The sequence below is a fragment of the Microbacterium sp. NPDC089190 genome, from assembly GCF_040701795.1.
Classification (GTDB): Bacteria; Actinomycetota; Actinomycetes; order Actinomycetales; family Microbacteriaceae; genus Microbacterium; species Microbacterium galbum.
On record NZ_JBFBHF010000004.1, the window covers coordinates 26,153 to 37,854 of the forward strand.

8 protein-coding genes are annotated in these 11,702 nt (G+C 69.6%); 1 reads left to right on the forward strand and 7 read right to left on the reverse strand.

Annotated elements, in window-relative coordinates; genetic code table 11:
* Positions 1-147: 147 nt before the first annotated feature.
* From AB0230_RS13605 to AB0230_RS13635, 7 genes are all read right to left on the reverse strand, one after another.
* A complete protein-coding gene (locus AB0230_RS13605; protein WP_366376280.1) occupies positions 148-3,402 on the reverse strand; it encodes a LamG-like jellyroll fold domain-containing protein in 3,255 nt (1,084 codons plus the stop codon).
* Between the two features lie 158 nt (positions 3,403-3,560).
* Positions 3,561-4,574 carry a LacI family DNA-binding transcriptional regulator gene (locus tag AB0230_RS13610; RefSeq protein ID WP_315994545.1) on the reverse strand — a complete coding sequence of 338 codons (1,014 nt, stop codon included), beginning with the start codon at positions 4,572-4,574 and terminating at the stop codon, positions 3,561-3,563.
* Positions 4,567-6,099, reverse strand: a complete 1,533-nt coding sequence (locus tag AB0230_RS13615) for a sugar ABC transporter ATP-binding protein (RefSeq protein WP_366376282.1) — start codon at positions 6,097-6,099, stop codon at positions 4,567-4,569. The genes AB0230_RS13610 and AB0230_RS13615 overlap by 8 nt, the downstream gene beginning before the upstream one ends.
* Before the next feature lie 52 nt (positions 6,100-6,151).
* A complete protein-coding gene (locus tag AB0230_RS13620; protein WP_363389336.1) occupies positions 6,152-7,171 on the reverse strand; it encodes a sugar ABC transporter permease YjfF in 1,020 nt (339 codons plus the stop codon).
* A complete protein-coding gene (locus AB0230_RS13625; RefSeq protein ID WP_315994542.1) occupies positions 7,171-8,214 on the reverse strand; it encodes an ABC transporter permease in 1,044 nt (347 codons plus the stop codon). Before AB0230_RS13625 ends, AB0230_RS13620 begins: the two co-directional genes overlap by 1 nt.
* Positions 8,211-9,785 (reverse strand): sugar ABC transporter ATP-binding protein, encoded by a 1,575-nt coding sequence (locus AB0230_RS13630; protein WP_366376285.1) that lies wholly within the window; start codon positions 9,783-9,785, stop codon positions 8,211-8,213. The genes AB0230_RS13625 and AB0230_RS13630 overlap by 4 nt, the downstream gene beginning before the upstream one ends.
* Positions 9,786-9,906: 121 nt before the next feature.
* Positions 9,907-10,884 (reverse strand): ABC transporter substrate-binding protein, encoded by a 978-nt coding sequence (locus AB0230_RS13635; RefSeq protein ID WP_363576818.1) that lies wholly within the window; start codon positions 10,882-10,884, stop codon positions 9,907-9,909.
* Between the two features lie 248 nt (positions 10,885-11,132).
* On the opposite strand from AB0230_RS13635, the gene AB0230_RS13640 reads away from it, so the two are divergent.
* Positions 11,133-11,693, forward strand: a complete 561-nt coding sequence (locus tag AB0230_RS13640; RefSeq protein ID WP_315994539.1) for a flavin reductase family protein — start codon at positions 11,133-11,135, stop codon at positions 11,691-11,693.
* The last annotated feature ends 9 nt before the right edge of the window (positions 11,694-11,702 follow it).

Here is an 11,702-nt window from a genome sequence, read left to right on the forward strand (position 1 = left end):
CTCGGCACCGCGCTCACGCATTCGTCCCGGCAGCGCGCCCTCCCCCGCGCGGACGGCCCGGGGCGGGCACGGCGGGCGGCCCGCGCACCGTGCACGAGGAAGACCCCGGATGCCAGGGCATCCGGGGTCTTCCTTCCGTTCAGCGGATCAGGCGTCGGTGCGGCGCGGGCGACGCATCGTCCACACCACGCCACCGGCGACCACCAGGAACGCGGCGACCAGACCCGCGCCCAGGGGCGCCTGCGCGCCGGTCGCGGCGAGCTGCCCCGCGGCCACCACGGTGATCGGAACGCTCCGGATCACCGAGCCGTCGGCCCCGTAGACGACGATGGTGTGGCTGCCCGCGGCGAGGCCGCCGGGGATCTGCACATCGAATGCCACGCGGCCGCTCGCATCGGCGGCGGGGATGCCGGCGATGCGGATCGGGTCGCTGCGCAGCTCCGCGGTGACCTGCTCACCCGCGGCGAGACCCGTCACCGTCACGCGCACGATCCCTCCGCGCTCGACCGTGGTGGTCGAGACGGACACCGAGGGGGTGGCATCCGGGGTGCTCGTGGGCGACGCGGTCGGGGTTGCCGTGGGGTCGCTCGTCGGCTCCGGCGTGGCCGTCGGCTCCGGCGTCGCGGTCGGAGCCGGCGTCGAGGTCGGCTCCGGCGTCGAGGTCGGCTCCGGCGTCACCGCAGGTGTCGGCGTCGACGTGGGCGTTGGGGTCGGGGTCGGGGTCACCGTAGGTGTCGGCGTAGCGGTCGGCGTCGACGTGGGCGTCGGCGTCGGGGTCGGCGTCGGCGTCGGCGTCGGATTCAGCCCGGCGATCTCGGATGCCGACAGCGCGCGGTTGTACAGCGCGAACTCGCGCACCTGCCCCTTCAACAGGTTGTCATTCGTGTAGACCGACTTGCCGATGTAGTTGGCCAGCGTGCTGCCACCTCCGATGTCACCGGGGCGAACCGTGACGTTGGTGTTCACTGCGACCTGCTGCCCGTCGAGGTACAGCCGGGCCGTCGACCCGCTCAGCGTGTACGTCAGTGTGACCCAGCGGTCACGCGGCAGCGCCGCGGACGACTTGGCCTCCTGCTCGCCGCTCCAATTGCCGGTGGACACAGCGGCGCGGTAGACGCTGTTACCCGTGGCGAACAGGTAGCCGTTGCCGGCGCCGTCGCCACCGGTGTTGCCGAACCCGTACAGGAAGTAGGGGTTGCGCTGCGCCGAGTCCACCCGCGCCTGCATAGTGACGGAGAAGTCGCCGACACCCGCAAGCACGTTGTCGGGCAGGTCGACGTAGTCGTCCACGCCGTCGAGCGTCAGCGCGCCGTTGCTCCACGCGGCTCCGCCCGCGATCTGCGCGTCACGACCCGCACCCGAGCGATCGTGCAGGGTGCTGCCCGAACCGTCGGTGAAGTCGTAGCTGAGCAGCTGGCCCTGGGCGTTGGCCTCGAGGGGCTGGGGCAGGTTCGCTCGGAGGGCGGCCAATTCGCTGGCCGTCACGGGCATGACCGTGCCGTGGCGCGGGCTGGCAGGCAGGCGGTAGCTGGCCGGCACCTTCCAGTCGGGCTGGGCGATGTCGGCCGTGGCCAGCGGGATGTAGCCGCGCCCGCCGTACTCGTCGACGAAGAGGTAGTACGTGTCGCCGTTGACGTCGCCCGGGTTGGACCTGAAGATGCTCGGCCCCTCGACGGCACCCGTGCCGGCGTTCTTGCCGATGCAGGTGGTGACGGGCGACCACTGGTCCAGCGGAGCGGTCAGCACCGTCGAGCTCTCCTGGATGATGTCGGTGCAGCCCGTGGCGCCGCCCTCGTCCTTGGTGAAGCGCTGATAGACGCCGTCGGCCTTGATCACGGTCGAGTCGATCCGCGACGTGCCGCCCTGCCAGACCTTCGTGTCGCTGAAGGTGACGAAGTCGCGCGTGGTGGCGTACATCATGCTGTTCGCGACGTTCGAGGTGTGGTTCGGGTCGTCGGCCGGGTAGATCTTCGACGCCCAGAAGACGACGTACTCACCCAGCGCGTCGTCCCAGTACGCCTCCGGTGCCCACGTGTTGCCCGCGGTGTCGGGAGAGACCTTCACGTGACGCTGCGCGCTCCAGGTGATCAGGTCGTGCGACTCCCACACCTCGATGTACTTCGAGCCCTGACGCTGCGAACGATCCCAGTCGCCGTTCCGGCCGATCGACAGATCAGTGGCGATGAGGTAGAACGTGTCCCCCTCGGGAGAGCGGATGAGGAACGGGTCGCGCAGCCCCTTCTCCCCGAACGCGGAGGTCAGCGTGGCCCGACCGTTGTTCAGCTCGGTCCATGACAGGGCGTTGTTGCCGTTGCTGGCCGCGAAGAAGATGTTCTCGCCCGCGACGGAGTTGCCCGTGAAGTACGCGAACGTGTACCCCGCGAACGGTCCGATGTTCGCGGCCTTGCGGACGGCGGCCGAGAACGTGCGAGTGAGGGTGACGGCGCCCTTCGTGACGGATGCCGTGAGCGCGACAGTCGTGTCGGCATCCGGCCGCGTCACGACGCCTCCGTCGGTGATGACGTCGGCGTCGGCCGACGACCACGTGACGTCGAGCCCCCGCGAGGAGGAAGGCAGCGTCAGATTGCCGCGCACGTCATCGATGTTGGTCACCATGAGCGCGTCGAGCGCCGCCTGCGCGGCCGCGGTGTCTTCCGGCGTTCTCACGAGTCCCTTGACCTCGTCGGCGGACAGCGCGCGGTCGTACATGCGGAAGTCGCGGAGGCTGCCGGCGAGGCGCTTGTCGGGGGTGTAGTTCGAGCGCCCCAGGTAGTTGGCCGTCGTCGTGCCGCCGCCGATCGAGCCGGGGGTGGTGGTCGTGTTCGTGTTCTCGGCGATCTGGGCGCCGTCGAGGTACAGGCGGGAGGTTTTGCTGCCGGCGTCGAGGGTGTAGGTCAGGGTCTTCCAGACGCCGCGCTCGAGGTTGCTCGACCCGCGGGTCTCCTGCTCGGTCGACCAGTTGCCGCTCGCGATACCGGTACGCGCGGGGTTGCCCGTGGCGAACAGGTAGCCGTTGCCGTACCAGGAGGTGGTGTTGCCGAGGCCCCAGATGAAGTAATTGCCCGACTGCTCCGGTCGCACGATCACGTCGGTGCTGATCGTGACGGAGGTGAGTCCCTTGAGAACGTCGTTGGGAAGGCTCACGTAGTCGTCGTCGCCGTCGAGGCGGACGCCGTCGGCGCCGCCCAGCGTCGGCCCCCCGACGTATGCGGCGTCACGACCGTTGCCGGACGTATCGTGCGCGACCGTGCCCGACGTCTCGTCGAGGGGATAGGAGACGATCAGCCCCGCGGACGGAACCTCCGCATGGGCGATCAGTGGTGCGGTGATCGGCGCCGTGACGAGGGCGGCGACGATCGGGACGGCCAGCGTCCAGGACGGGAGACGACGCGGGAGCGCCATCCGAGGGAGAGTGGGCACGGGGGTGGGGGTCCTCTCGTGAATGCGACATTGCATGCACCGTCGTCGACGACGGATGCCAGAATGTTAGCGCTCACACCCCTGTTGACGTCAACATCCGATGCCGGATTTCATCCGCCGGACGACGACTGCACCGGGCGTCAGGAACGCGTCGGGGCGGAGTCCCGCACGACGAGCCGCGTGGGCAGAGGCGTGGTCTCGCTGACGGTGTCGGGCTCCTCGACCATGAGCAGGACCTTCTGCATGAGGATCTCCCCGAGAGCGGCGAAGTCCTGTCGAACCGTCGTCAGCGAGGGGTAGACGAACGACGCTTCGGGGATGTCGTCGAACCCGACGACGCCGACGTCGTCGGGAACGCGCAGCCCCCTCTCGCGCAACGCCGACAGCACGCCGATCGACATCTGGTCGTTCGCGACGAAGATGCCCTCGCCGGGGGCGAGGTCGGTCTCGGAGGCGATGCGATAGCCGCTCGCAGCGGTCCAATCCCCGTGGAGGGGCGGCGTCGATTGCGCGCGCGCCGAGGCGATCTCCTCGCGCCAGCCCCGCAGCCGTTCGATCGCATCGGGGTTCCGCGCCGGCCCGGCGATGTGCCGCACCGTCGTGTAGCCCGACTCCAGGAGATGCCGGACGGCGGCTCGCGCACCGCGGTACTGATCGATGGCGACGAGCCGCGGGTGCGGTCGCGGGGTCGCGGCCGCCGCGACGACGGGCACGTCGAGCTCGAGCGCCTGGATCGCGGCGAGCACCTCGGCGTCGATGACGATGAGGACGATGGCATCCACCCGCTGCTTCAACAGGCCGTCGATGGCGACCCGCACTTCGGCGGCGTCGGTCTGGGCGGAGCTGATGGCATCCACGTTGTACCGGGCGGCACGGGCGGCGAAGTTGAAGTTCATCGCGATGGACGAGGGACCGTAGTCGACCGTGCCCGGGGTGACGAGACCGATCGTGCGCGTGCGGCGCGTCACGAGGGCGCGCGCGGCGGGCGAGGGGCTGTACCGCAACTGCGCGATGGCCTGCTCGACGCGCGCCCGGGTCGCGGGGCGCACGTTCGGCATGTCGTTGAGCACACGCGACACCGTCTGGTGCGAGACGCCGGCGAGTCGGGCGACGTCGAAGATGTTGGCGGTGCGCGAGGCCTTGTCGTCAGCCACCGGCGCCGCCTTCCGAGGTCGTGTGACCTGCGACGAGGGCGAGGAGCGCGTCGGAGGTCAGTCCCGTGGCGGGGACGATCTGCGCGAGCACGCCGTCGCGCATGACGGCGACGAGATGCGCCACGCGCAGCACCTCGTCGAGCTCGGCCGAGATGTACACGATCGACAGGCCGTTGTCGCTGAGCTCACCGACCAACCGCTGGATCTCGGCCTTCGCTCCGACGTCGATACCGCGGGTCGGTTCGTCAAGGACGATCAGCCGCGGGGACAGCGCGAGCAGCCGCGCCAGGAGGACCTTCTGCTGGTTGCCACCCGACAGCGTCGAGACGGGCCGGTCGATGTCGGCGGGTCGGATGTGCAACGCCTCGACCCAGCTCACCGCGAGCTCACGACGACGCGCCGTGCTCAGACGGTGGAAGATCCCCCGCTGCGCCTGCAGGGCGAGCGTGATGTTGTCGAGCACGCTGAGGTCGCCGATGATGCCCTCGGTGCGCCTGTTCTCCGACGAGTACGCCACCCGGCGGCGGATCGCCTCGCGAGGGGTGTCGAGGCGCGCGACCTCGCCGTCGATCGCGACCTCTCCGGTGTCGGGGCGATCGACGCCCGTGATCGACCGCGCCAGCTCGGTGCGCCCCGAACCGAGGAGCCCCGCGACGCCGATGACCTCCCCCTCGCCGATGTCGAGGTCGGCCTCGCGCAGGCGCGTTCCGGATGCCAGTCCCCGCGCGCTCAGCACGCTCGGCCCCTCCGCGGGCTCGACGGGCCGCTGCCCGAGCGGGGCGAGGGCGTCGGCGGCGGCGCCGAGCATCTTCTCGACGAGGTCGATGCGCAGCAGTTCTCGCGTCGCGTACTCGCCGACCAGGCGCCCCCCGCGAAGGACGGTCACCCGGTCGCAGATCTCGTAGACCTGGTCGAGGAAGTGCGAGACGAAGACGATCGCGATCCCCTGCGTCTTGAGGTCGCGGATGACGCGGAACAACTCGGCGACCTCGTCGGCATCCAAGCTCGAGGTGGGCTCGTCGAGCACGAGCACCTTCACCTCGGTCGAGACGGCGCGGGCGATGGCGACGAGCTGCTGCACCGCCAGCGGGTGCGACGACAGCACCGATGCGGGATCGACATCGACGCCGAGGGCACGGAGCGCCCTCTCGGCGCGCGCGCGCATCTCGCGGTGGTCGATGACGCCGAAACGGCGCGGCTCCCGCCCGAGCGAGATGTTCTCGGCGACGGTGAGGTTGGGCAGCAGGTCGATCTCCTGGTAGACGGTCGAGATGCCCCGCGACTGCGCGTCGGCGGGCGAGGAGAATCGCATCCGCTGCCCGTCGAGCAGGATGTCGCCCTCGTCGAGTCGCAGGGCTCCGGTGATCGCCTTGATCAGCGTCGACTTGCCCGCGCCGTTCTCGCCCATGAGCGAGTGCACCTCGCCCGGCCGCAGCCGGAAGTCCACGTCGGCGAGGGCGCTCTCGACGCCGAAACGCACCGTCGCTCCGCGCACCTCGAGGAGGGGCGGAGCGACGGTGGACATGGGCTCCATCATGCCCGCGCCCGAGCGGGAGTGCGAACGCGTCGCGAGCGTGTCACCGCCGCAGTGCCGAGCGCGAGACGATCACGCGCTGGACGACCACGAACAGCAGCAGCAGCGCGCCCACGGTGATGCGCGTCCACGACTGCTCGGCGCCGGAGAACGAGATGATCGTGCGGATGAGACCGTAGACGAACACCCCGATCATGGAGCCGATCACGAACCCGCTGCCGCCCGTGAGCAGCGTGCCGCCGATGACGACCGCGGCGATCGTGTCGAGCTCGGTCCCCACGCCGTTGAGGGGGTAGCCCGCGCCGGAATAGGCCGTCAGCACGATGCCGGCGAGACCGGCGCACACCCCGCTGATGACGTAGACCGACAGCTTGGCGCGCACGACCGGGAGTCCCATCAGTCGCGCCGACTGCTCGTTGCCGCCGACGGCGTACACCGTCCGCCCGAAGCGGGTGTAGCGCAGCACGAAGGCGGCGAGCGCCACGGTGAGCAGCGCGATGACGCCCGTCGGCGTGATGTACCAGCCCGCGAACGAGAAGCGGGTGGACTGCAGCCACAGCAGTCCCTCGTTGTCGACTTTGATCGACTCCAGGCTCACCACGAACGCCAGACCGCGGGCGAGGAACATGCCGATCAACGAGGCGATGAACGGCTGGACGTCGAAGAACTGCACGAGGACGCCGATGAGCAGTCCGATCGCCGCGCCGATGAGGATCATCGCGGGCAGGGCCACCGCCACCGGGACGCCGTCGGACAGCATCTTCGCGCACAGGATGCCGGTGAACGCCATGACGGCGCCGACCGAGAGGTCGATTCCGCCGGTCAGGATGACGAAGGTCATCCCCACCGCGAGCACGAGCAGATAGGCGTTGTCGAGGAGGATCGACGACAGGATGCGCGGCAGCTGGAAGTTGGGGAACCACCACATTGCACCGGCGATCATGACGACGAGGATGACGACGGCCGCGAACACCGGGACCCACGAGACGTGGCGGCTGAGGAAGCGGCGGTAGGGGCTCGCGGGCACGGTGGCCACGCGGCGCTCTTCGGTGAGAGTGGCCATCAGGACAGCACCTTCGCATCGGGACGACGGGACAGGGGGCGGACGGCACCGCGGCCGGCCGTGTGGAAGAACGCGCGGAAGCGCCGCGACTGCAGCAGGACGACGACCAGCACGGCCGCCGCCATGAACACCGGACTGACCGCGGGCGGGACGCCGAGGAAGGTGATGGTGCTCTTGAGCGTCTGGATGGTGAAGACGCCGACCACCGTGCCCGCGATGCTGAACGTGCCGCCCGCGAGCGAGGTACCACCCAGGACGACGGCGAGGATGGCATCCAGTTCGATGTACAGCCCGGCCGCGTTCGCATCGGCCGCCATGATGTTGGAGCTGTACAGGATGCCGGCCATCCCGGCGAGCGCGCCGCTGGCGATGTAGGCGCCCCAGATGATGCCGCGCGAGCGCACACCCGCCAGGCGACTGGCCTCGGGGTTGATGCCCACCGCCTCGGTCAGCATGCCCAGCGCCGTGCGCCGCTCGAGGACGCCCACCACGACGACCGCGGCGAGTGCCACGAAGAACGCGAACGGGAGGCCGAGGACGTAGCCGCCCGCGATGAACTTGTAGGGGTCGCTGTTGATGGTGGTGATGAACCCGCCCGTGATGAGCAGGGCGACGCCACGACCCGCGAGCATGAGCACGAGGGTGGCGATGATCGGTTGGATGCCGAGCACCGACACGAGGAAGCCGTTCCAGACCCCGAGCAGCAGGGCGACGCCGACGGCGGCGGCGATCGCGGTGAAGACGACGCCGAGGTTGCCCGAGTCGGGGGCGGCCTCGATGATCGTCAGCGCCACCGCTCCGGACACGGCCATGATGGCGCCCACCGAGAGGTCGATGCCCCGGGTGGCGATGACGAGCGTCATGCCGAGGGCCACGAGCATCAGCGGTGCGCTGTTGCGCAGGATGTCGATGAGCGAGCCGTAGAACTGCCCGTTCTGCACGGTGACGCTGAGGAAGGACGGCCGCGAGATCGTGTTGATCGCGATGAGGGCGACCAACGCCGCGATCGGCCAGACGAGGCGGTGAGTGAGGAATCTCTTCATGCGATCTTCTCCCGATCGGACGACGGTGTCTCGGGGACGGTGACGGGAAGCCCCTCGGGCTGCCCGTCGGCGATGTAGGCCACCAGGCCGTCGAGGTCGACGTCGCGGGTGGTGAGCTCGCCGATCTTACGACGGTCGCGCAGCACGGCCACGCGCTGCGAGATGCGCAGCACCTCCTCGAGTTCCGAGGAGATGAAGACGACGGCGAGCCCCTTCTCGGCCAATTCGGCGACCTTGCGCTGGATGTCGGCCTTGGCGCCGACATCGATGCCACGGGTCGGCTCGTCGAGCACCAGCAGCTTGGGGGCCGTGGCCAGCCAGCGGGCGAGCAGCACCTTCTGCTGATTGCCGCCGGAGAGGTTGCGGATGAGGGCGTCGGGGTTCGCCGGGCGCACCCCGAGGGCGGTGATGTACTCGTCGACGATGGCCTGCTTCTCGGCCGCCCCCATCCGGCGCAGCGGCCCGCGCCGGGCTTGGACGCCGAGGATGATGTTCTCCGCCACGGTGAGATCGCCCACGATCCCCTCGGCGCGGCGGTCCTCCGACGAGAACGCGATGCCCCTGTCGAGGGCATGACGGGGCGAGCCGGTCCGCGCGGGCGTCCCGTCGACCTCGATCGTGCCCTCGTCGGCGCGGTCGGCGCCCGACAGGAGGCGCGCCAGCTCCGTCCGGCCGGAGCCCAGCAGTCCCGCGAGTCCGACGATCTCGCCCCCGAACACGTCGAGGTCGACGGGCTCGAGCGCATTCTTGCGTCCGAGTCCGCTCGCGCGGAGCACGGGGACGCCCGCTCGGTCGATCGGGCGTTCGGCGCTGGCCGAGATGGCATCCAACTCGCCGAGCTCGCGGCCGATCATCTTGGCCACCAGCTGCTCGCGCCCGAGCTCGCCCACGGGGTACTCCCCCACCAACGTGCCGTTGCGCAGCACCGTGAGCCGGTCGGAGATCTCGTAGATCTGGTCGAGGAAGTGGGACACGAACAGGATCGCGACCCCTCGGCCGCGCAGGTCTCGGATGACGCCGAACAGCTGCTCGACCTCACCCCTGTCGAGGCTGGAGGTGGGCTCGTCGAGCACGAGCACCTTGGTGTCGACCACCATGGCGCGACTGATCGCGACGAGCTGTTGGACGGCGATGGAGTGGCTGGCCAGGATCGAGCGGGTGTCGATGTGCACCCCGAGCTCGGCCAGGTGCGTCGCGGCGGCCGCGTGGGTGGCCCGCCAGTCGACGACCCCGGCCCGGCGCACCTCCTCGCCGAGCATCACGTTCTCGCCGACGGTGAGGTTCTGGCAGAGGTTGACCTCCTGGTAGACGGTCGCGATCCCCGCGGCCTGCGCGTCGGCGGTCGAACGGAACAGCCGCTCGTCGCCGTCGACGCGGATGGATCCCTCGTCGATGTTGTAGACCCCCGTCAGGGCCTTGATGAGGGTGGACTTCCCGGCACCGTTCTCTCCCATGAGGGAGTGCACCTCCCCCGGATAGAGGGTGAAGTCGACGCCGTCGAGCGCCTTCACCCCGGGGAATCGGATGCTGATGCCGCGCATGGCCACGACGGCGGCACGTTCGCTTGTCATGCTCGATCGCTTTCTGAAGAGCCGTGGGGCGTGCGAGGCCGGTTGCCGGCCCCGCACGCGGGGAGGGGACTGCGACGGAGGACCCGGGCCGCCGAGGGGAGTCGACGACCCGGAGCCGCGATCAGTAGGGACGGCTGTCGAGCACCTTCTTGGCCTGCTCCTGGTCGAAGGCCTGGTCCTCGACGATGTAGCTCTTGTCGACGGACTCGCCCGCGACGACCTTCTTGACGACCTCGGCGGTCTTCTCGCCCAGGAGCGGGTTGCACTCGACGATGTAGTTGAACTCCCCGTTGGAGAGGGCGGTCATCCCGTCTTTCACCGCGTCGATCGTGACGATCTTGATGTCGGTGCCGGGGGTCATGCCCGCGGCCTTGATGGCCTCGAGCGCACCCAGACCCATGTCGTCGTTGTGCGCGAACAGCAGGTTGATCTGGGAGCCGTACTTCTGCAGGAAGCCCTCCATGACGGTCTTGCCGTCGGCGCGCGTGAAGTTGCCCGTCTGCGAGTCGAGGACCTTGATGTCGGTCCCCTCGATGGCCGCGTCGAACCCGGCGGCGCGGTCGGTGGCCGCCGACGAACCGGTCGTCCCCTCGAGCACGACCATGTTGGTGGGCGTCGAGCCGAAGTTGTCGGCGACCCACTTGCCGGCGGTCTCGCCCTCCTTCTTGAAGTCGAGGCCGATCCAGCTCGCGTAGAGATCTTCGGATGCCGAGACCGTACGGTCTTCGAGGATGACGGGGATGTTGGCATCCTTCGCCTCCTTCAGCACGTCGTCCCAGCCGTCGGTGACGATGGGGGCGAGCACGATGGCGTCGACGCCCTGGTTGATGAAGCTGCGGACCGCGGCGATCTGCGCCTCGGGCTTGTTGTCGGCGGCGTTGAAGATGAGGTTGAAGCCGTTGGCCTCGCTGAACGCCTCCTTCATCGACTCGGTGTTGGCGCTGCGCCAGCCGCTCTCGGAGCCGGTCTGCGCGAAACCGACCGTGATGACGCCGTCCCCACCGCCGCCGCCCGCCCCGCCGCCGCCGGCGCAACCGGTCGCCGTGAATGCGATCGCCCCGACCAGCGCGATACCCGTGATGATCTTCTTCGCCTTCATGATGAAACCTCCTCGTTTCGCCGGCTCCGATGCCGGTTCATGTGATGCAGCCCCTCGGGTGAGCCGTGAGGGAATGTTAGCGCTCACACAACGGCCCCTGTCAAGCGATGCGGGGCGCGGACAGGTCACGGATCGGTAAATGTGAAGCCTCACAAAGGCGGCATCGACCCGTTCGACGCCGCCGGACGCGTTTCCCCGTGTTGCGCGCGATGGCGCCGGTCCCCGCGCGAGCGCCTACCGTCGTAGGTATGACTTCGCTTCCGCACAGCACCCCGGAGAGCACGCCCGCCATCGGCACGTCGGTCTCGGCGGACGACTTCAAGCGCGCGTTCCGCGGCCACCCGGGCGGCATCGCGGTCATCACCGCCTACGGCGAGAACGGCCCGGTCGCCCTCACCGCTTCGAGCGTGTCGTCGGTCAGTGCCGACCCGCCGCTGCTCATCTTCTCGGTCTCGGCCCTGTCGTCGGCGACGCCGACCATCATCGCCGCCGACACGATCGTGGTGCACCTGCTCGACGCGGAGGACATCGGCCTCGCCCGCACCGCCGCCACCAGCGGGCTCGACCGTTTCGCCGACACGTCGACCTGGTCGCGCCTCGCGACGGGCGAGCCGGTGTACCACGGCGTGCGTGCGTGGCTGCGCTGCAAGATCGTCAGCCGCATGGATGCCGGGGGCTCCACCGTGATCGCCGCCCAGGCCCTGCAGGTCGACGTGGAGCGCGACCTCGAGCCGGGCGAGCCGGGAGCCGCGCTGGTCTACCACAACCGCACGTGGCACCGCCTGGGCGAGCACTCGCGGTTGGACTGAGCCTGGTCG

Excerpts from the sequence above, each read along its gene's own strand:
- AB0230_RS13605 (WP_366376280.1), bottom strand. The coding sequence starts at position 3,402 with ATGGCGCTCCCGCGTCGTCTCCCGTCCTGGACGCTGGCCGTCCCGATC.
- AB0230_RS13615 (WP_366376282.1), bottom strand. The coding sequence starts at position 6,099 with ATGTCCACCGTCGCTCCGCCCCTCCTCGAGGTGCGCGGAGCGACGGTG.
- AB0230_RS13620 (WP_363389336.1), bottom strand. The coding sequence starts at position 7,171 with ATGGCCACTCTCACCGAAGAGCGCCGCGTGGCCACCGTGCCCGCGAGC.
- AB0230_RS13625 (WP_315994542.1), bottom strand. The coding sequence starts at position 8,214 with ATGAAGAGATTCCTCACTCACCGCCTCGTCTGGCCGATCGCGGCGTTG.
- AB0230_RS13630 (WP_366376285.1), bottom strand. The coding sequence starts at position 9,785 with ATGACAAGCGAACGTGCCGCCGTCGTGGCCATGCGCGGCATCAGCATC.
- AB0230_RS13635 (WP_363576818.1), bottom strand. The coding sequence starts at position 10,884 with ATGAAGGCGAAGAAGATCATCACGGGTATCGCGCTGGTCGGGGCGATC.
- AB0230_RS13640 (WP_315994539.1), top strand. The coding sequence starts at position 11,133 with ATGACTTCGCTTCCGCACAGCACCCCGGAGAGCACGCCCGCCATCGGC.